18 protein-coding genes are annotated in these 20,056 nt (G+C 68.8%); 16 read left to right on the forward strand and 2 right to left on the reverse strand.

The window, feature by feature from the left end; genetic code table 11:
- The first annotated feature begins 157 nt into the window (after positions 1 to 157).
- The 11 genes from sbnA (at position 158) to IEZ13_RS32165 (ending at position 12,521) form a co-directional block, all read left to right on the forward strand.
- Positions 158 to 1,093, forward strand: a complete 936-nt coding sequence (gene sbnA, locus IEZ13_RS32115; RefSeq protein WP_229795351.1) for a 2,3-diaminopropionate biosynthesis protein SbnA — start codon at positions 158 to 160, stop codon at positions 1,091 to 1,093.
- Positions 1,094 to 1,133: 40 nt separating this feature from the next.
- Positions 1,134 to 2,153, forward strand: a complete 1,020-nt coding sequence (gene sbnB, locus IEZ13_RS32120) for a 2,3-diaminopropionate biosynthesis protein SbnB (RefSeq protein ID WP_183223203.1) — start codon at positions 1,134 to 1,136, stop codon at positions 2,151 to 2,153.
- A 73-nt stretch (positions 2,154 to 2,226) separates the two neighbouring features.
- Positions 2,227 to 3,594, forward strand: coding sequence for an XRE family transcriptional regulator (locus IEZ13_RS32125; protein WP_229795320.1), 1,368 nt, complete (start codon positions 2,227 to 2,229; stop codon positions 3,592 to 3,594).
- A 1-nt stretch (position 3,595) separates the two neighbouring features.
- Positions 3,596 to 4,462, forward strand: coding sequence for an isocitrate lyase/phosphoenolpyruvate mutase family protein (locus IEZ13_RS32130; RefSeq protein WP_183223206.1), 867 nt, complete (start codon positions 3,596 to 3,598; stop codon positions 4,460 to 4,462).
- Positions 4,459 to 5,592, forward strand: coding sequence for a phosphonopyruvate decarboxylase (gene aepY / locus IEZ13_RS32135; RefSeq protein ID WP_183223207.1), 1,134 nt, complete (start codon positions 4,459 to 4,461; stop codon positions 5,590 to 5,592). The genes IEZ13_RS32130 and aepY overlap by 4 nt, the downstream gene beginning before the upstream one ends.
- On the forward strand, positions 5,589 to 6,617 hold the full coding sequence (locus IEZ13_RS32140) for an NAD(P)-dependent oxidoreductase (RefSeq protein WP_221245837.1): 1,029 nt from the start codon (positions 5,589 to 5,591) through the stop codon (positions 6,615 to 6,617). The genes aepY and IEZ13_RS32140 overlap by 4 nt, the downstream gene beginning before the upstream one ends.
- Complete coding sequence (locus IEZ13_RS32145) at positions 6,614 to 7,687, forward strand: pyridoxal phosphate-dependent aminotransferase (RefSeq protein ID WP_183223208.1); 1,074 nt, start codon at positions 6,614 to 6,616, stop codon at positions 7,685 to 7,687. The genes IEZ13_RS32140 and IEZ13_RS32145 overlap by 4 nt, the downstream gene beginning before the upstream one ends.
- A gap of 82 nt (positions 7,688 to 7,769) precedes the next feature.
- Positions 7,770 to 9,221, forward strand: coding sequence for a hypothetical protein (locus tag IEZ13_RS32150; protein WP_183223209.1), 1,452 nt, complete (start codon positions 7,770 to 7,772; stop codon positions 9,219 to 9,221).
- Positions 9,222 to 9,245: 24 nt separating this feature from the next.
- Positions 9,246 to 10,595 (forward strand): hypothetical protein, encoded by a 1,350-nt coding sequence (locus tag IEZ13_RS32155; RefSeq protein ID WP_183223210.1) that lies wholly within the window; start codon positions 9,246 to 9,248, stop codon positions 10,593 to 10,595.
- Positions 10,592 to 11,539, forward strand: a complete 948-nt coding sequence (locus IEZ13_RS32160) for a hypothetical protein (protein WP_183223211.1) — start codon at positions 10,592 to 10,594, stop codon at positions 11,537 to 11,539. Before IEZ13_RS32155 ends, IEZ13_RS32160 begins: the two co-directional genes overlap by 4 nt.
- Entirely contained in the window at positions 11,514 to 12,521 is a 1,008-nt protein-coding gene (locus tag IEZ13_RS32165; protein ID WP_183223212.1) for a D-alanine--D-alanine ligase family protein, read from the forward strand. The genes IEZ13_RS32160 and IEZ13_RS32165 overlap by 26 nt, the downstream gene beginning before the upstream one ends.
- Here IEZ13_RS32165 and purD read toward each other — a convergent pair.
- Positions 12,498 to 13,736 (reverse strand): phosphoribosylamine--glycine ligase, encoded by a 1,239-nt coding sequence (gene purD, locus IEZ13_RS32170; protein ID WP_183223214.1) that lies wholly within the window; start codon positions 13,734 to 13,736, stop codon positions 12,498 to 12,500. The two genes, IEZ13_RS32165 and purD, sit on opposite strands and share 24 nt — an antisense overlap.
- Positions 13,737 to 14,075: 339 nt before the next feature.
- Here purD and IEZ13_RS32175 point away from each other — a divergent pair, with 339 nt between their 5' ends.
- On the forward strand, positions 14,076 to 14,819 hold the full coding sequence (locus tag IEZ13_RS32175) for an IMP dehydrogenase (protein WP_183223216.1): 744 nt from the start codon (positions 14,076 to 14,078) through the stop codon (positions 14,817 to 14,819).
- 145 nt (positions 14,820 to 14,964) lie between these two features.
- On the opposite strand, the gene IEZ13_RS32180 is transcribed toward IEZ13_RS32175, so the two are convergent.
- The gene (locus IEZ13_RS32180) at positions 14,965 to 16,092 is read right to left on the reverse strand and encodes an IS701 family transposase (RefSeq protein WP_183223491.1); all 1,128 of its coding nucleotides are present in this window, start codon (positions 16,090 to 16,092) and stop codon (positions 14,965 to 14,967) included.
- A gap of 65 nt (positions 16,093 to 16,157) precedes the next feature.
- Between IEZ13_RS32180 and IEZ13_RS32185 the strand changes: the two genes are divergently transcribed.
- From IEZ13_RS32185 to folE, 4 genes are all read left to right on the forward strand, one after another.
- Complete coding sequence (locus IEZ13_RS32185; RefSeq protein ID WP_268240171.1) at positions 16,158 to 16,940, forward strand: IMP dehydrogenase; 783 nt, start codon at positions 16,158 to 16,160, stop codon at positions 16,938 to 16,940.
- A gap of 154 nt (positions 16,941 to 17,094) precedes the next feature.
- Positions 17,095 to 18,372 carry an NsdA family TPR-like regulatory protein gene (locus IEZ13_RS32190; RefSeq protein WP_183223218.1) on the forward strand — a complete coding sequence of 426 codons (1,278 nt, stop codon included), beginning with the start codon at positions 17,095 to 17,097 and terminating at the stop codon, positions 18,370 to 18,372.
- Positions 18,363 to 19,076 carry a creatininase family protein gene (locus tag IEZ13_RS32195; RefSeq protein WP_183223220.1) on the forward strand — a complete coding sequence of 238 codons (714 nt, stop codon included), beginning with the start codon at positions 18,363 to 18,365 and terminating at the stop codon, positions 19,074 to 19,076. Before IEZ13_RS32190 ends, IEZ13_RS32195 begins: the two co-directional genes overlap by 10 nt.
- Before the next feature lie 423 nt (positions 19,077 to 19,499).
- On the forward strand, positions 19,500 to 20,045 hold the full coding sequence (gene folE, locus IEZ13_RS32200) for a GTP cyclohydrolase I (protein ID WP_229795322.1): 546 nt from the start codon (positions 19,500 to 19,502) through the stop codon (positions 20,043 to 20,045).
- The last annotated feature ends 11 nt before the right edge of the window (positions 20,046 to 20,056 follow it).

Here is a 20,056-nt window from a genome sequence, read left to right on the forward strand (position 1 = left end):
ACCAGCGACTTCCCTCTCGGAGGATCACCCATGGCCCATGTTCACGTCTGCATCCCTCGACTCAGCGGTACGACAAGGCGGTGTGCGCTGTGGTGACCAACCCGCTCAGTACGCGCCTGCTGAGGCTCACGGATGCGGTACGTCCGACCCCCCCCTGATCCGGCTCGATCATCCGCAGGTTGATCTTTACTGCAAGCTGGAGTCGAGCAACATCACCGGCAGCACCAAGGACCGTTCCGCATACGCGATCTTGACCGAAGCGGTCGAGGCCGGGCTGGTCACGAGCGGCACGGCCGTGGTCGAGTCGTCGTCCGGCAACTTCGCGGTGTCCCTGGCCATGCTGTGCCGGCTGCTGGGCGCGCCGTTCATCCCCGTCATCGACCCGAACATCAACGCTCAGACCGAACGGATCCTGCGGGCCTGCTGCGAGCGAGTGGAGAAGGTCGACGTCCGTGACGGGCATGGCAACCTTCCCGCCCGTATCGACCGAGTGCAGCAGATCCGTGCCGAGATCCCCGGCGCTTACTGGCCCAACCAGTACGCCAACCCCGCCGCAGCCCGGGGGCACTTCACCTTCACCGGCGCTGAACTGTGCGCGGATCTTCCCGACGTCGACTACGTGTTCGTCGGGGTCGGCACCGGTGCCTGTCTCGCCGGAATCTCCCAGCGGGTCAAACGACACCGGCCCGGCGCGAAGGTGATCGCCGTCGACGCGGAGGGGTCGGTCATCTTCGGCGGGCCCGCCGGCCGGCGCCGCATCCCGGGTATCGGGTCGCTGATCCAGCCCAGCCTGGTCAAGGCGGCGATCGTCGACGAGGTCGTCGTCGTGGCCGAAGCCGACACCGTCCGGACCTGCTGGCAGCTGCTGCGCCGTGGGCTGCACGCCGGCGGGTCCACCGGCAGCGTTCTGGCCGCGATCAACACCTACTTCGCCGGCTACCACGGGCCTCCTCCCACCGTCGCGTTCCTGTGCGCGGATCGAGGCAGCGCCTACACCGACACGATCTACAACCCGCGGTGGGTGCACGAGGAGTTCGGCATCCAGATCAGCGACGCGGATGCCTGCGTACCGATCCGCGCGGCCAGCAACTGACACGCCAGACACCAGCGACATCGAGGAGCGCAGCAGCACGATGACCGGACATCCTGAACCGGCTTTCGCCGTCATCCCGGCCGGCGCCGTCACCGGCGCGGTAGACGGTCACCGCGCCGACTGCCTGGACGTGATCCGTCGTGCGTACCTGGCGCACGCCGCCGGAGAGAGCGTGCTTCCCCACAGCACGTTCGTGCGGCCCGATCCGCCGCGCCCGGACCGGTTCATCGCCCTGCCGGGATACCTCGGCGGGGAGTTCGAGGTGGCCGGGATGAAGTGGATCGGCAGCTATCCGGACAACGTCGCCGGTGGCCTCGACCGGGCTTCCGCCGTACTCGTGCTCAACGACACCGGCACCGGATACCCGTTCGCGGTCCTGGAGGGGTCGGTGATCTCGGCGACCAGGACGGCCGCCTCCGCGGTGCTCGCCGCGGAGCACTTCGCCGGCCGGCGTAAAGCCTCCCGCGTGGGCATCGTCGGCACCGGGCTGATCGCCTCGCACGTCTGCGCGTTCCTGCGCGAGCTCGGCTGGGAGATCGGGGGGTACACCCTCAAGGACGTCTCCCGGGACCGGGCCGGCGCGTTCAAACGCGACCTGCTGGACAACGGCGTCGCCGCGGTCCGGGTCACCGGGGACGTCGCGGACCTGTTCGACGAATGCGACCTGATCCTGCTGGCCACGACCGCTAATACCCCGTACCTGCTCGACCCGGCTCTGCTGGCCAATTCCCCGGTCGTGTTGCACCTGTCGCTGCGTGACCTCGGCCCGAACCTCATCGCGGTGAGCCAGAACGTCACCGACGACGTCGAGCATGCCGTCCGGGAACGGACCTCGCTGCACCTGACCGAGCAGATGCTCGGCAACCGCGACTTCGTCAGCGGCACCATCGCCGACTTGCTCGAGGCACGGCTGCGCCGTGACGGCCGACCGGCCGTCTACTCACCGTTCGGCCTGGGGGTACTCGACCTCGCCCTCGGCCAGTGGATCTACCAGCAGTGCCGCGACCACAGTCCGGTCGCCACCATCCCGGGCTTCTTCCCCACACCGGGCACCCGATGACCGCCGCGGCACCGGCAGCACCCCAGCGGACGAATCCTCCCATTACCTCATGCACCGAAAGGCGGTGATGTCGATGCCCGACACCGACATACTGCAGGATCCTGCGGTCCAGGCGCGGCTGTCAGCGCTGCTGCGCTCGACGGCGAACGACCTGAAACGCCCTGACGCGTACGCCGACACCGACCTCGGACTGCCCACGGGCACGTTCGCGCGGCTGGTCGACGGCGCCGAGCCGGTCAGCTGGCAGATCCTCGTGGCCGCGGCCGCGGCCTGGCCAGTCAACCTGCGTGACCTGCTGCCGTTGCAGGACGACACCGACCGAGACGTGCGGATCCTCCGTGCGGCCGAGTCCGAGGCCAGCTCCCGCATCCTCGACCGGGCCGGCCGCCCGTACTACGAGTACCGCGACACCGTCATGTCACGGCTCGGCTCGTTTCGGCCCGAGTGGATCCGGATGCTGTGCACCGTCGCGGACAACGAACCGGACAACCCGGCCGTGCAGTGGAACCGCGGCCACCTGCTCTACCAGCTCACCTACGTCGTCGGCCCGGTCAACTACTACTGCAGCTGGAACGGCACCCGCCGGTGCATCCCGATGCGCACCGGTGACTCGGTCTTCGGGCTGCCGTACGCGCCGCACTCGTTCACCAGCCGCGACCCCGACGAGCCCGCCTACATCCTCGCGCTGACCTACGGCGGTGACCTGACCGGCGACCCGCAACGCGAACTGGCCGTGCTGGGCGAGCAAGCCGCTCACGACCTCGCCTACCGCCCGGACGGCCACCTGTTCGCCCAGCTGCTCACCTCGTTCCTGCACGCGAAGATGCTCAGCCCGGCCGAACTCGCCGGTCGCGCCGGGCTGGATCCGCGTCGCGTCGAGGCGCTGCTGACCGGCAAGGTGTCCGCGCCGCCGACGGAACTGGCGCAGCTGGCCGCGGGGCTGCGCGTCAACGTGCGCGACCTGATGCCGGTCACCAGCGCCACCACCGACGGCATCAGCGTGCAGTTCGCCGCCGACGCCCGCCGGTGGCGCACCGGCGCCGACGGCGCGGCTGCGTACGAGATCACCGAGCTGGCCGGCGACCCGCTGCACCCGCACACCACCGCCGTCGACGTGCGGCCGCTACTACCGCAGCCGACCGATGCCGCCTGGATGCGCACGTACCAGCACCAATACGTGTACGTGCTCGAGGCCGACGGCACCCGGATGAGCTGGGACAGCGGCGGCCGGCAGCACGAGGCCGAACTGCACGCCGGCGACTCGATCTACCTCAAACCGCAGGTACCGGTCGCGTTCACCGGCGCCGGGCGGCTGCTCGTGCTGCGCATCGCCGGCGCCGTGCGCGCCGACGTCCGATTCGCGCTCGGTCACATGGCCGGCGGCGGACAGGACCGCTACGTCCGCGACACGCAGCTCTGGTACAGCAACGAAGGGAAATGACGTGAACCGACTCGCGCACCGATCCACCCAGCTGCGGCAGCTGCTGGCAGGGCCGGCGATCGTGCGGGCGGTCGGCGGGCACGACGCGCTGACCGCCAAACTCGCCCACGCCGCCGGGTTCGAGACCATGTGGGCGTCCAGCCTCGCCGCGTCCGCCAGCCACGGCGTGCCGGATGCAAGCCTGCTGACGATGACGCAGTTCCTCGACATCGCCGAGTCGATGACCCAGGCGTCACCGCTGCCGGTCATCGCCGACTGCGACACCGGCTTCGGGGACGCCCGCAACGTCGCCTACGCGGTCGCCCGGTACGAGGCCCGCGGGATCGCCGCGATGTGCATCGAGGACAAGCGGTTCCCCAAGCTGAACAGCTTCGCCGACGGCGGACAGGATCTGCTGCCCGCTGCGGAGTTCGCCGCCAAGATCCGCGCCGGCAAGCAGGCCCAAACCGATCCGGCGTTTCTGCTCATCGCCCGCACCGAAGCATTCATCGCCGGCCGGGACCTCGCCGAGGCGTTGGACCGCGCGCACCAGTACGCCGATGCGGGCGCCGACGCGATCCTCGTGCACAGCAAGAGCGTGCACCCGGACCAGGTGCTCAAGTTCGCCGCCGCGTGGGACCGAGACTTGCCCCTGATCGCGATTCCGACGACCTACCCGCAGGTCACCGAAGCGGAGCTGCTCGCCGCCGGGTACCGGGTCGTCATCTACGCCAACCAGGGGCTGCGGGCGACCGTCAGCAGCGTGCAGGACATGCTGCGCGTGCTGAGCCAGGCCGGGAACGCCGCCGCCCTGGAGGAGCGGCTCGCGCCGATGCAGGCGGTGTTCGACCTGCAAGGCATGCCCGGCGCCTACCGGACCGCGCCATGACCAGCGCCACGGCGTTCCTGGACGCGCTGGCCGGCATCGGTGTGCGGTTCGTGTCCGGCGTCCCGTGCTCCTACTTCAGCGCACCGCTGCAGCTCATCGACACCCACCCCGACCTGACCTATGTTCCCGCCGCGAACGAAGGCGGTGCGCTGGCCGCCGCGGCCGGGGCTCAGCTGGCCGGCACCGGCAGCGCCGTGCTCATCCAGAACTCCGGGTTCGGCAACCTGATCAACCCGTTGACGTCGCTGCTGCTGCCGTACCGGATCCCGGTGCTGATCGTCATGAGCATGCGCGGCTGGCCGTCGGCGACGGCCGGGGAACCCCAGCACCGGATCATGGGACAGGTCATCCCGAGCTGGTTGCGCACCATCGACGTGCCGTTCGCCGAACTCACCGCCGGCGGTCCGCGGGTGACCGACGTGTTCGACCGCGCCGGACAACACCTACAGCAGGGCGACCCGGTCGTGCTGCTCGTCGGCAAAGGCGCCATCGAAGCGGCACCAGCACCAGGAACGGCGCCGCCGCCCGGGATCACCAGCACCACGCTGGTCACCACCGTGCTGGAGCAGCTGCGCAGCGACGAACCGGTCCTGTCCACCACCGGATACCTGTCCCGGGCACTGTTTCAAGCCGGCGACCGGCCCGGCAACTTCTACATGCAGGGCTCGATGGGACACGTGGCCGCCGTCGCGCTCGGCGTCGCCCTGCGACACCCGACACAGCGGGTCGTCGCCCTCGACGGCGACGGCGCCGCCCTGATGCACCTCGGCACGTTCGCCGCCGTCGGCGGCGCGGCACCGTCGAACCTGGTGCACATCGTGTTCGACAACGGCGGCTACGAATCCACCGGCGGGCAGCCTGTCCCCGCCACCGTCGACTTCGCCGCCGTGGCGGCGGCGTGCGGCTACCGCACCACCCTGACCGCCAGCGACCAGGACGGTCTGCGCGACACGGTCACGCACGCGCTGTCCGCGCCCGGCCCCGTCCTGCTCACCGTCCGCGGGGTGCCTGGCGGCGCCGCAGGCGGGACACGCGCCTCCGAAGGCATCACCGTCGACGCGATCGCCACCCGGTTCCAGGCTCAGCTGACCGGACCAGCCCTGCACCACTCTCAACGGAGCGACCGATGACATCACCTGCGGTGCTGTACACCGATCCAGCCTGGCTGATCACGGCGGCCGGCCACCCGGATCCGGTACTGGCCGGCATCGAGCAGCAGATCCTGACCGGCGTCGACCTGCGATTCGGGCCGCACGACGGCAACCGCTACCTGCACGACGACTCCGCGCTGCACGCCGCGGCCGACGGTGTCCAGGTCCTGGTCGTCTACCGCTGTCAGGTCACCCGGGAGCTGCTCGACGCGGCCGGGCCCGGTCTGAAGGCGGTGATCCGGCAAGGCGTCGGGGTCGACAACCTGAACCCCGCACTGCTGGCCGAGCGCCGGATCCCGGCCTACAACATTCCGGACTACTGCGTCGGGGAGGTGTCCGCGCACACCGCCGCGCTCGCCCTGGCTCTGGAACGGCGCCTGATCCCGCAGCACCAGGGCCTGACCGGGGGCACCTTCGACATCTACGCCGGCGGTGTCCCGCGCCGATTGTCCGAGCACACCCTCGGCATCGTCGGATTCGGCCGGATCGGCCGGGCCGTCGCCCGTCACCTCGGCGCCTTCTACGGCCAGACGCTGGTCTTCGACCCGAACCTCGGTGCGGACCTGCCCGCAGGCTACGGCGCCCGCGCCGTCGCGACGCTGCACGATCTGCTGGCCGCATCGGACCTGGTGACCCTGCACTGCCCCCTCGATCCCAGCACCGACGGCATGCTTGACGTCGACGCGTTCCGGCACATGCGGGCCGGCGCCTACCTGGTCAACGCCGCACGCGGCAGCCTGATCGACCCGGACGCCCTCGCGGGCGCGCTCGCCGACGGCCGGATCGGCGGCGCTGCCCTCGACGTGTTCTTCCCGGAGAACCCGCATACCGATCCTCGCTGGAAACCGGTCCTCGAGCACCCCGCCGTCCTCGTCACCAGCCACCGGGCGTTCCTGTCCACCGAGGCCGAGCTCAGCAGCCGTCGCCGGGTGGCGCAGATCGCCCGCGACGTCCTCGACGGCCGGCTCGTCACCGTCGGCCGCGTCCTGCCGGGGCTGCGATGACCAGCGTGCCGCTGTCCCAGACCGCCCGGCAGCACCTGCCGGACGGGACTATCGACCTTGCCGGCGGGGATGTCCGGATCCCGTTCCCGCATCCCGACGTGTCCGCCCCGCTGCTCGGTCCCGACGACCAGCCGTACCCGCCGACGGCCGGCAGCCGCGAACTGCGCGAACTGATCGCCGCTGCGGCGGGACCGGCCACGGTCACCGCGGAGCAGGTGGTGGTCACGCCGGGCGCCCGGGCCGCAGTGTTGCTCACCCTGCTACGAGCAGCCGGCGGCGAGGTGCTGCTGCCGACCCCGCGGTGGGGCAGCTACCCGGTCCTGGCCGCGATGGCCGGCGCCCGGCCGGTCAGCTATGGCCCTTATCCGCACGTCGACGCGCTGGACGCTGCCCGCACCGCGGCGACGGCCGTCGTCGTGGTCAACAGCCCGCGCAACCCGGACGGCACGGTCGTCGACGCGGCAACCATCACCGACGTGCTCGCCTGGGCTCAACAGCACGACATCATCGTGCTGTTCGATCAGGTGTACCGCGGCGTCGCCGCCCACCGGACCCCGTCGCCGCTGGATGTCGCCGGCCCGCTGCCGCAGCACTGCGTCATCGTCGACGGGCTCACCAAGAGCCACGCCGCCGCTGGCATCCGCATCGGGTGGGCTATCACGGCAGGCCTGCATCAGCCGCTGACCGCCGCCGCGTCGCACCTGATCGGCGGCGTCGGCATCCGCGCTCAGCAGGCCGCCGTCGCCGCACTGCGTCAGGCACCCGGGCCGCGCCAGCAGGCGCTGGCCGACCTCGCCGCACGCACCCGGGCTGCCGCCGCCCAGCTCGACCAGATTCCCGGCGTCACCTGCCCCACCCCGGACGCCGGGTTCTTCCTCTTCCCCGATCTGCACGGCTGGCTCGCCGACACCGACGTCGCCGGATGGCTGCGCCACCACCACCGTGTGGCCGTCGTTGACGGCGACGCCTTCGCCGCGCCCGGCCACATCCGCGTGTCCACGGCCGTGCCCGATCACGACCTCACCATCGGGCTGCGCCGACTGACCGCGGCCCTCACCACCCACCCCTAAAACCGCTGCCGACCCATGACGGAAGGAGGCCCAGCGCGCCACCTCCACCGCGACGTGCGGTGGCGACGCGCGCTGACCCGCCATGACCGCATCCACTGCCGTTGAGATCATCGCCCGCCCGCCGGACCGCAACCGTGACCTGATCGCCGAGTTCGGCCGCAACCACCTGCGCTACGACGGCGTGCCGTTCGCCGGACTGCTGTCCCCGACCTCCACCCTGATTCCCGCCGCCGCCCGTAACCGGCTGTACGGCGACGCCCGCGCCGTCGACGGCTGGTACGAGAACCTGCTCGACCTCTACCTGGACCTGCTGAACACCCACGGCGGCGACCACGACATGGTCCGTGCCCTGGAGTGGGGCCTCGACGACGACATGCGGCGGCTGCAGCGCGAGTCCGCGGCCCGCCGTGACCGGCCGCGGATCGCCCGCCTCGACTGCGTCGACCTCGGCAGCGACCACTTCGTCACCGAAGTGCAGTGGAAAGGCGCGGGCGAAGGATGGCTCGCCGCGATCGACCGGTCCTACCGCAGCGTGTTCCCGCTCCAGGACGGCCACCGCCCGTTCGGCGATCTCGTGGCCGGCTGGGCGGGCGTGTTCAGCGGGGACGGATGCAGCGTCAACACCGGCCGGCGTGGCTGGGGCGACGCCGAGCAGTTCCTCAACGCCGAAGTCGCCGCCCTCGGCACCACCCTCACCTGGTCCGACTTCGACGACATCACCAAGATCCTCCGCGTCGACGGCGGCCGCATCCTGGTCGACGCCGGCGACCGAAGCGTTCCGCTGAACCATCTGTTCCTGGACCGGCTCACCGAGGTCATGCCGGTCAGCCTCATCGACGCGCTCGTCAACGCGGCCACCGCGGGCACCATCATCCTCGACACGCCGCCGAGCTACCTGTTCAACCAGAAGGTGCCGCTGGCCCTGCCGTTCACACCCGGCTACGAGCACTACTTTTCCGACGACATCCGCCGGACGCTGATCCCCACCATCCTGCTCAACCCCGGCCACCCGGACCTGAAACGGCTCGCGCCGTTCCTGCGCCACGACGACCGCGACGCCGCCGCACACGCCGACTCGTGGGACGACGTGGTGAACCTGCCCGAGCCGGTCCGTGGCCTCATCGTGCTCAAATGCGGATCGATCGACCAGTACCACAACCACGGCGGGCAGGGCGTCTTCCGGCTCGACGGCAGCCCCGAGCAGGCCGCCGCCACCCTCAAAACCGTCCTCGACCGGGCCGTGGCCCACGGCGAGCCGTGGGTCGTCCAGCCGTACCTCGGCCACCGATGGCAGGTCCCGGCGACAGTCATGTCCCGCCCGGACGAGTTGACCACCCTCGACCTGCACGCCAAGTTCGGCGTCTACCTGCACCTGTTCCGCGCTCCCGGCGTGACCCCGCGGATCCTCGGCGGGGTCGCCAGCCTCGGCACCACCTGGAAGGTGTCCGGCGCCTCCAAGACACCAGCATTCGTCAGCGAGGACGGCACCTGGCACGGCGCCTTCCGTCACGACATCCGCGTCGCCGACGCGTGACCCGGCCCCAGGAAGGCAGATCCTGTGCGTGAAACCCTGTTCCGGGCCGCGCAGCCGACCGGAACCACACCCTCGGAAGAACTCGTCGGACAACTGCAGGACCCCGACCTGACCCGGCGATGCTGGGACCAGTCGCTCGCACCCATCACCACCACCGCGGCGGCCACCGTCTCGGCGCATGCGGCGACGATCCTGTGGCCGTATCCGGCCGGCACCGCCGACTGCGTCGACCGCGCCAACTGCGCCGACCACTTCCTGCGCGCCAACCCCGGCTACCACGTCGTGACCCCGCTCGGCCTCGCCCACCCCGACGTCGACCGGCTCCTCGACGGCACCGACGTGGTGCTGTTCCTGCCGTTCGAAGACGCCGCCGACGAACTGAGCATCGTCGACAACCACCTGCAGATGCGCGGCCGGCAGATCGACGCCGTCATCAGTGAACTCGCCCCCGGCTACCTGTGGCGGCACGGCATCCTCGACCTGGACCCGCACCAGCCCAGCTGGCCTCTGGACACCCAGCTGATCAACGGGAGCCTTCTCGCCGCCCACAAAGGCCAGCAAGCCCACCACTTCGCCACCTATTGCCAGCAACAGCCCGGCATCGTCGCCCTCGACACCATCGTCGTGGCAACGGTCGAGGAACTCACCGGCGCGCTCGAACGGACTCTCGACGGCAGCCGTGCCGCCGTCATCCGCCCGTTCAGCGCATCGCAAGGGACCGGTGTCACCTTTGTCGACCGGGACGACATCACCCGCCGCGGCGGGCCTTACGCAGCCGCCCACGTCGTCGAGCAGATCTCCGCCGCGTTGGCCCGAAAGTACGGCAGCCCCGCCCCGTTCCCACTGATCGTCACCCCGTTCACCGAAGCGGCCCGCCTCAATGGCTGCGTCACCGACCTGCGGATCTTCGTCTGTTACGACCCGACCTCCGACGGACTTCGCGGCCTACCCGGCATGGTCCGCCGCGCGCAGTTGCCCCTCGCCGACACCGGGTCGGTCACCGCCGCAGCGGCGTTGACGAACCTCAACGCTGCCCCGGTAACCGAGGCGATCCCCGGCCCAAGATTCTTCCCGGCAACCGACCCGCAGATACTCACCGCCCTCGGCCTCACCCCCGATGACCTGGTCCGCTTGTGCGAACACGCCACCGCGATCTGGGCCACCGCGAGCCAGTCCACCGAAGATCCCGACGGCCGCGGGCCATTCGCGTACGGCAGCGTCGACTTCGTCATCCGCCGCACCGACGCACGGGCCGTGCCGATCGAGATGAACGGGACGAACGTCGGCTCCCACCCCACGGTGCATCCGCGCTGGTGCCACGCTTTCGGCGCAGCAACCACACATGCGCTCACTCAGCTGGGATTCGCACGGTGACGGCGGCGCACCGCACCCGCCGCGCCATCGGCGCGACCGTCAGCGTCAACACCACCGTCGGAGCTCCCGGCCCCACCGCCGTGTTCACCGTCCCCGACCTACCAGCGGCAGCAGACTGCGAACTGCTGCTGCGCCGCTGGTATCCGAGCCTGCGACAGCAGATCCCGTTCAGCAAGGCGTTGGTCGTCGCCCCCACCGGCGCCGACCGGTTCATCTGCCGGTTCCTGCAGATCATCGGACCCGCCGAATCGATGTTCGGAGCCGCGCGAACCGGCCGCGACTGCGTCAATTCAATGATCTCGGCCTACCCCGCCGTCGCCCGGCCGGGCACCACCATGACGCTGGAAAACGTCGACACCGGCCTTACCCTGGCCGCGACACCCGCCGACGAACGCACCGTCGACGTCGCGGTGCAGCCGGCGCGACCGGTCCAACCCGCCGCGGTACAGCTGCCTACACCAGGCAGCCGCGGCATCCTGGCCTTGCACGTCAACAACCCGTACGTGCTGCTCGACGCCGGTGAGGCGGGCTTGACCGCTGGTGAGCTGCTACGCCTCGACGGGCCCGCCGACCCGGGGCTGCTGCGCCCGTTCGCGGCCGCCATCGCCCAGGTGCAGCAGCACCTCGGGCTGCCCGTCGCCGGAGACCTACCGAAGCTGGCTGTCGTCGCCGCCGACGGCCCGGACGTCCTTGCCGCCCGCACCGTCTACCTCGGCCGCTGGCACCCCGGCCTGCCCCTGACCGCCGCCACCACATTCCTCACCGCCACCCAGATCCCGCAGTCGCCCTGGCCCGGCCCCGCTGTACCGCAGCACGGACTACGGCTGCGGAGCCCGGCCGCAGACATCCGAGTCACAACCCGCGTCAACGACGACGGCGCGCTTGTGTCATTCGGCATCCCAGCCAGGGAGGTAACCCGTGACATCCCCGCCCGCAGCATCTGACCCGGCACCGATCACCACGCAAGCCATCGCCACCGCCCGGCAACTGCTGGCCGGCAGCACGGTATGCCTGCTCGCCCGAGAACAGCCGTCACCGATCGAGGCAGCCGAGCTGGCCGGATTCGCCCAGACGCTGCCGGGCTGCGATGTCACCGTGAACGAAGTCAGGTTCGCCGACGTGCACGAGCTGTACCGCCCGGCCGCGGCCCAGGCGCTCAGCGCCGCGGCGGTGGTCGTCAAGTTCACCCACGGCCCCCTCAACCGCAGCGGACTCGTCCCGGCTGTCCTGGACACGCTCGGCGCCCGCCGGGCCGGCCACCCGCCGTCCGTGGACATCCTGTCGCAACGAAAAAGCCTGATCAAAGAGCTGATGCGGCGCGAGCAGGTGCCCACCCTGGACTACCTGCTCCTCGACGGCGGGGTGCCTGTCGGTGCGCAGGTAGCGCAGCTGGCTGCCCGGACCGGTGCCACCGCTTTCGTCGTCAAGCCCGACGACGGCAACGCCAGCGAAGGCCTGCACTGGGCCGGCTCCGTCGAGGACGCCGCCCGCATCGTGCACGACAGCGGCGGCCAGCTGGTGGTGGAGCCGTACCGGCGGGGCCGGATCATCACCGTCGGCGCAGTAACCCTGCTCGGGCAGGTCCGTACCGTCGCCCCACTGGAATACCTCCTCGACGGCGACCTGGTCATGGACGCCGACTGGAAGCGAAACCCGAAACGGGCTCCGGCCAGGCTAGAACCGTCCGTCGACGCCGAGGTCCGCACCTATGCGGCACGGGTACACCGGGCCGTCGGCGCCCGCGGGCTGTCGCGCACCGATTTCATCGTCGGCCCGGACGGCGTCACCGCCTTGGAGATCAACACCAACATCGGCCTCGGGCCCGGCCACGACATCGCCGCAGCATTCGACGCCACCGGGCTCGACTACGACGATCTCGTGATCTGCCAGACGGCCAGCGGGCTACCGCTGCCCGGTCAACGGTGACGGCAGGCCGATGTCCGTACGCATGACCGCACCATCGAGGGTTACCCGGCCAGCCAGCTCGTACGCGGCAGCTCGGGCCTCGTCAAGGGTGTCGCCGAGCGCGGTACAGCAGATTGCCCGGCCGCCGGTGGTTACCAGCTGCCCGCCCTCGGTGAGGCGGGTACCGGCATGCAGGTAGCCAGGACCCTCTGCGCCGGTGATGGCGTCACCGGAACTCGGCTGTTCCGGATAGCCCTTCGACGCGATCACCACCGTGACTGCCGCCTGGTCGTGCCAGCGCAGCGGCTCCAGCTGGTCCAGGGTGCCGGTGGCAGCGCGGTAGAACAGCTCGGCCGGGCTGGTCCGCATCAGTGGCAGCAGGACCTGCGCCTCCGGGTCGCCGAACCGGACGTTGAACTCGATGACCCGCGGCCCCTGCTTGGTCAGGCACAACCCGACGTACAGCAGCCCGGCGAACGGAGCTCCACGACCGGCCATCTCTTTCAGCACCGGATGCACGACGGACTGCAGAACGTCGGACACCAGATCGTCGCCGACCCAGGTGATCGGTGCGTACGCGCCCATCCCGCCGGTGTTCGGACCGGTGTCGCCGGTGCCGACACGCTTGTAGTCCTGCGCGAGCCGCAGAGGGACCGCAGTGGTGCCGTCGGTGACCACGAACAACGAGATCTCCGGACCGTCGAGGAACTCCTCGACGACCACCCGGCCACAGCCGGCGGCGTGCTCCAGCGCCACCGACCGGTCATCGGTGACCACCACACCCTTACCGGCGGCCAGCGAATCGTTCTTCACCACGTACGGGGCGCCGAACTCGTCGAGCGCCGCAGCTACCTGCTCCGGGGTAGTGCAGGAGTGGGACTGAGCAGTGGGGACACCGGCGGCCGCCATCACGTCCTTGGAGAACGTCTTGGAGCCTTCCAACTCTGCGGCGGCGCGCGTCGGGCCGAAACAGGCGATGCCCGCAGCCTGGACGGCGTCAGTCACACCGGCGACCAGCGCAGCCTCAGGGCCGACGACGACCAGATCGGCCCGGAACACGGTCGCTGCGTCGGCCACCGCGTCGGCGTCGGTAGGGCTCACCGTGAACAGCTCACCGAGTCGGCCCATCCCGGGGTTGCCCGGGGCCGCGGCCACTGCGGTGACCGACGGGTCGGCGGCGAGGGCTGCGGCGAGGGCGTGCTCACGCCCACCGGAACCGACAACGAGAACACGCATGGCGACATGATAGGGCAAGCCACCACATACCGGAATGACGTCACCCATTCGTATCGGACCTTCTGAGGTTCTCAGAGCGGCGATCACACCAGTGCATCAGGAGAAAGCGCGGATGCGGCAAGTGGGACTGGCAACAGACACCAGTGTCATCAGCCACCAGCGATCCCTCCAGACAGGACCCTCTGTCGGCTACCAGGCGGCGGGTCGTGTTCCGTCGAACACCACCATCCGTCCGGGTGATATGTGCGAGTCTTCCCGATCAGCTATGGCTGCTAGATTCACCCGTTTATAGGTTCACCAGCGCAAACATCAGCATATCGACAGTCAAGGAGTGCAGCAGTGCGGATCCTGTCCGACACCTCCCGCACCTTCGGTGAGTTTCTGCTTCTACCGAATCTCACCGGCGAAACCTGCACACCCGAACGGGTAGATATGTCCGCGCCTCTGGTCCGGCATCCGGTCGGGCAACCGTCGCCGATCCGCGTCGCGACGCCGATTGTCAGCGCGATCATGGGCGCGGTGTCCTCGCCCCGGCTGGCCATCGCGCTCGCTCAGGTCGGCGGTCTGTCCTTCCTTCACCAGAACCAGCCGATCGACGACCAGGCCACGATGGTGGCGACCGTCAAGCGGCACAAGGCTGGCTTTCGGCACAACGACGTCAACATCAAGCCGGTGGCCACGCTGCATGAGGCCGATCTGCTGATGAAGGAAAGCCGTCTGGACGTCGTCGTCGTCACCGACGACGGAACACCTTCAGGGCGTTTCCTCGGCCTTCTGACCAGCCGCGACTACAACTTTCACCGGCACCAGCCCAGCGGTAGCGTCGAGTCGCGGATGCTGCCGGTCGCCGATCTGGTCACGGCACCCGCGGGAACGTCGCTGGAGCAAGCCAACTCTCTGCTCTGGGACTCCCGCCAGGATGTGCTGCCCATTCTCGACACCACCGGTCAGCTGACGGCCCTGGTGCAACGCCGCGACTACGAACTGCACGAGCAATTCCGCAACGAGTCGGTCGACGCCGACAAACGGTTCCGCGTCGGCGCCGGCGTTAATACTGCAACGGCACTTCATCGGAATGGGTAGCCGCGGCGTTTGTAGTGGCTGAGGCGGGCTTGGTGTTGGCGGCGTCGTCGCCACCGTGACCACCACCAGATGTGTTTGGGCTGGTGGGGGCGGACGAGTAGTGCGGCCAGCAGGCGCCGGATCTCCGGTACCGTGTAGCCGATCATCATGCCGTCTTCACTGTCGTTTGCTGTTGCGCGGTCAACGTTCGGGCGACGACGAGCCAGGCGTAGGCGGCCATCGACAAGGTGATGTGGGCGTGCCAGGCCCGCCAGTCACGGACCTGATACTCATCGAGACCGGCCTGGCCTTTGGCCTGCTGGAAGCATTCCTCGATCGCCCACCGGGTCCCGGCGATCCGGGCAAGATCCATCAGTCGGGTCTTCCGCGGGCCGTAGCAGACGTAGTAGGCCAGCTCGCCGGTACTGATGCTGCGCCGGGCCAGGAGCCAGTGCCCGCGGCCAGGCCGCCAGGACACGCCGATCGGCACCCGTGCCCACCAGTACTCCCGCGGCCCATGAGCACCAGCGCCCGTGGAAACCCTCGACCAGGCCCGTCCGGGTAGGCCGGCGATCAGCTCGTCGACACGGACCCGGCCCCTGCTCGTGGTGGCCACCTCGTCGTTGCATCGGGTCGCGACCACATAAGCCCGGTCGTGATCCTCCAGCCAGGTCCGCAACGATCTGGCCTGCCCGTAGACCTCGTCCATCGTCACCCACGCGGCCGGCACCCCGGCCGCGAACGCTCTTTTGAGCATCTGCCGGGCCATCTCGATCTTCGTGGCGAAGCCGACCTCGTCCGCGATCCCCGCAGCCCGGCACCGGCCCCGATCACCGGTCCACGCCGCCGGCAGATACAACTGCCGGTCGATCAGCGCGTGCCCCCGCTCAGATCGATAGGCCAGGAAGACACCGATCTGGCAGTTCTCGATCCGCCCGGCGGTGCCGGAGTACTGCCGCTGAACACCGGCGGACTTCACACCCTTCTTCAGGAAGCCGGTGTCATCGATGATCAGCACACCTGCCGGGTCACCGAGATGCTCGACGACGTAGTCCCGGACCTCGTCACGAACCGCGTCGACGTCCCAATCGGCCCACCGCAACAACCGCTGCATCCCGTCCGGCGACAGATCACCGGCCCGCTCCGCCAGAGTCCAGCCGTTCTTACGATCCAGGCCCGCGACCAGCCCGGACAGATACTGCCGAGCCCGCCGCCGCGGCTCTGACCTGGTGAACCGTCCCGAGAACCGGGCATACAACCGGTCCAGCTCACCCGACCACTGATCAACCTCGATCGCCGTCACACAACAGGCAACGAGCCGATCATCGATACGTTCCGCCAGCCGAGTGCCGTTGCAGTATTAACACCCGCGACTACGAGGACCGCATCCCGGCGCTGGTCGACGCCGGTGCCGATGTGCTTTGCCTGGACTCCTCCGACGGCTTCTCGGTGTGGCAGCACCGCGTCGTCGAGTTCGTCCGCGAACGGTACGGCGACAGCGTCCGGATCGGGGCCGGCAACGTGGTCGACGCCCGCGGCTTCAACTACCTCGCCGAGGCCGGCGCCGACTTCGTCAAGGTCGGCATCGGCGGCGGATCCATCTGCATCACCCGTGACCAGAAAGGCATCGGCCGCGGCCAGGCCACCGCTCTGGCCGAGATCGTCCCCGCCCGCGATGCTTACGCGGAGAAGACCGGCATGTACGTGCCGGTGTGCTCCGACGGCGGCATCATCCACGACTCCCACATGGCGATCGCGCTCGCGTTCGGAGCGGACTTCCTGATGCTCGGGCGATACTTCGCCCGATTCGACGAGAGCCCAGCGCCGAAGGTCCGGGGAACTGGCGGTCAGGTCCTCAAGGAGTATTGGGGCGAAGGAAGTTCCCGCGCGCGCAACGCTGCCCGGTACGGGCAAGGTGACATGGTCTTCGAAGAGGGCGTCGACGGGTACGTCAACTACGCCGGCGCCCTGGCCGACAATGTGAAGGTCACCCTCGCCAAGATCCGGTCGACGATGATCAGCTGTGGATCGACCACGCTCCGGCAGTTTCATGAGACCGCGATTCTCGAGCCGGTCTCTCAGCAGACCTTCGTGCAGAACTCTGAGGAGGTCGACCGCAACGACCGGCCGACCGTCGTCTGATCGCCCTGCCGTCGCCTCACTCACCCGGTGAGGCGACGGCAGGCGTATTGTGCTTCGCCTTGGGCCGTCTTGCTCAGCGGGTTGTGCGGTTCGTGTGGTCTTTGGGACCATTTCCGGACTGTGACCGACGCCATCCGGACCGGGAAGGAGCGGCGTGGCGCGAACCGACCCTCAACGGAATGAACGGTTCCGCGTGGCACGCGCACGCCTCCGGCTCACGCGGCAGGAAGTCGCAGACGCGGCAAACCAATATCTGACGCCTCGCCACTCCTTGAACGACAACGATATCGGTAAGATCGAAAGAGGCGTGGTTACCTGGCCAGGGTCCGAACGGCGCGCAGCGCTCAAGAAGGTTCTCGGCGCTGCAACCGACGCGGATCTGGGTTTTGTCAATTCACGTGCGACCTTCACCGGATCGGCGGCTGCCGCGGAGCGCATCGAGCATCTTGCTCGGTCGGCAGATTCCCTCTCGGCTGCACGATTCGATGAAATTGGCGTACCGGAAGGGACTGATCCGCTTGCAGCCTTCGCTGCTGGCGGGCCTGTGAGCGGGCCATGGCTGGTCTTGCTGGACAACCTCGCGTCAATCGCTGAAAACCTGGGGTGGAACGCGGTCCGGCCGTTGGCAGCCAAGCAGATGCAGAGTCTGGAAGCACTTCGCCGTCAGGATTCCGCGTTGGCAGAACCCCTCGCCGTCGCGGATGCCCGATGGTCTGAATTCATGAGCTGGATCTGCGCAAACAACGGCGTTCCCGGCGATGACTGGCTGCGCCGAGCCCACCACCGCGCGGAAGCCGCAGGCGACGCCGTGGTGACGGCGTACGTGCTCATGAGGCAGAGCCAGCAAGCGCTCGACGCCGGCGATCCCACCTCCGCGGTGGCCTTGTCTCGCAAAGCGCTGCGATACGGTCCCCTACCGACTCGCACTCAAGCGCTGTGCCTGACGAGGTTGGCCGAAGGACTGGCACTGGCTGGCAACGAGTCCGGTCTGGAGGCCCTGGAGATCGCCCATCACAACGTGAAAGCCGGTTCGACCTCGCCTGAGGACCACATCTCCCGACACTGCGACACGCGGTACATCGACGGGATCCGGGCCCGGTGTCACTACCTGCTGGGAAACCATCACGAAGCAGCGGCACTCCTGACGGATGTCCTGGCGGACGAGCAGCCAGCGGGATCTATTGACCGCGGGATCTGGTACGCCTACTTCGCAGAAACGCACGCGCCACGCCATCCCGAGAAGAGCGCTGAGGCAGGGTTGAAGGCGCTGGCACTGTCACGATCGGCGGATTCCGCCCGGGTCACGCAAGCTCTGCTCACCGTCGCGGTGACGTTGAGAGCACATCGTGGACTTGATCTCGTCGACAGGTTCCTCCAACAGCACAGCGCGGCCGTTGCCGCCCAACTGTCAGTATCGGAATCATGGACTTGATCACCCTTGCCACCACGGCGGACATCCGGGACCGCCGGCCAGAGATCGCCCTTCTGCCCGTCGGCAGTTTCGAGCAGCACGGTCGGCATCTTCCCCTTGCCACCGACACGATCGTCGCCTCAGCCATAGCCGATGGCCTGGCAGCGGTGTACAACGTGTTCGTGCTACCGCCCATCACCATGTCGTGCTCGCACGAGCACGCTGCATGGCCAGGGACCATCAGCTTGAGCCACCGCACCGTCAGTGCGGTCATCGAGGACGTGGTGGTCAGCCTCACCGCTCAGGGCATCGGCAAACTGGCGATCATCAGCGGTCACGGTGGCAACTATTTCCTCAGCAACGTGGTCCAGTCCGCGAACGCGGTGACGCCCAAGTCCATGACTCTGTTTCCGAGCCGAGACGACTGGCGGAAGGCACGAGAGGATGCCGAACTCGAGACGGACGACCATGAAGACATGCACGCCGGCGAACTCGAGGTGTCCATCTTGCAAGCAGTCGCGCCCGGAGCCCTGCGTGACGGCTTCGAATCTGCCGATCATCGGTCAAACGCGCGGCCTCACTTGTTGATCGAAGGCATGGCTGCCTACACGAGCAGCGGTGTGATCGGCCGCCCCTCCGCCGGGACAGCGGAAAAAGGCAAGGCGATTCTGGGCAGCCTCGTGACCTCTTTCGGTGAGCACCTGCGCCAGCTGACCGAATCGTGACGGCCGGCTCGGTCGAAATCCCCTGCGTCGACACGCCGAACTGCCGTCAAGACCGCCGTCGGCCGAGCGCCGAAGGATGCCGAACAGATCGATATCCATGATCACTATGCGGTCCGACCGTTGCCGTGTTTCTGCAGTTCACGATGAACTTCGCCGCGTAGATTCCCCATAGATTCCCACCAAATTCCCCCTTGGATGGCGTTCCCGCCCTCGTCCGGTTGCCGGATGGTGGAGGAACACAATGGCGATCGATGGCCGCCCGAAGAGCCGGCGTAGGTGCGCTAAGGCGCGCGACGCGGCCAGAAGCGATCCGTCGTCAGGGTGTAACAGGCACGCCCATCCATAGGAGGTCGTACAGCCGTGACGTCACCAGCGCTATCCCTCGCCGCGGTTACGGACAACGGCCGCGTCGCTTCTCGCCCGGTGGATCTGGAGGGCGCGACGGCCGCTGCGGCTCAACTGCTCTCCGCTCTCGGCCTGGACATGGACAGCGACCATCGTCGAGACACTCCCGCCCGGATGGCTCGCGCGCTGACCGAGATGCTCAGAGCCCCGTCGTTCGAGCCGACCACGTTCGATAACGCGGGCGGCTACGACGAGCTCGTGGTCGTGGATCGGATCCCGTTCTTCAGCCTCTGCGAACACCATGTGCTGCCGTTCATCGGCGAGGCCACGATCGCCTACGCCCCGAAGGACCGCATCGTCGGGTTGTCGAAGCTGGCGTGGGTCGTTCAGCTCTACGCCCGACGGCTGCAGACCCAGGAAGCCATGACGCAGCAGATCGCGGACTGGCTGGTGGAACAGCTAGACCCGAAGGGGGTCGGTGTCCGCCTTCGCGCCGAGCACCTGTGCATGAGCCTGCGCGGCGCCCGGGCCATCGGTGCAGTCACCGACACCACCACCAACAGAGGAGTTCTGGCTGACGACCCGGCCCGCCGAGAGGAATGGCAGCGCCGGCTGTCGTCGTAGCCCATCACCTC

Source organism: Actinoplanes campanulatus (assembly GCF_014647795.1).
Taxonomy (GTDB): Bacteria; Actinomycetota; Actinomycetes; order Mycobacteriales; family Micromonosporaceae; genus Actinoplanes; species Actinoplanes campanulatus.

Excerpts from the sequence above, each read along its gene's own strand:
- aepY (WP_183223207.1), top strand. The coding sequence starts at position 4,459 with ATGACCAGCGCCACGGCGTTCCTGGACGCGCTGGCCGGCATCGGTGTG.
- IEZ13_RS32145 (WP_183223208.1), top strand. The coding sequence starts at position 6,614 with ATGACCAGCGTGCCGCTGTCCCAGACCGCCCGGCAGCACCTGCCGGAC.
- IEZ13_RS32195 (WP_183223220.1), top strand. The coding sequence starts at position 18,363 with ATGGACTTGATCACCCTTGCCACCACGGCGGACATCCGGGACCGCCGG.
- sbnB (WP_183223203.1), top strand. The coding sequence starts at position 1,134 with ATGACCGGACATCCTGAACCGGCTTTCGCCGTCATCCCGGCCGGCGCC.
- purD (WP_183223214.1), bottom strand. The coding sequence starts at position 13,736 with ATGCGTGTTCTCGTTGTCGGTTCCGGTGGGCGTGAGCACGCCCTCGCC.
- IEZ13_RS32150 (WP_183223209.1), top strand. The coding sequence starts at position 7,770 with ATGACCGCATCCACTGCCGTTGAGATCATCGCCCGCCCGCCGGACCGC.
- IEZ13_RS32125 (WP_229795320.1), top strand. The coding sequence starts at position 2,227 with ATGCCCGACACCGACATACTGCAGGATCCTGCGGTCCAGGCGCGGCTG.
- IEZ13_RS32140 (WP_221245837.1), top strand. The coding sequence starts at position 5,589 with ATGACATCACCTGCGGTGCTGTACACCGATCCAGCCTGGCTGATCACG.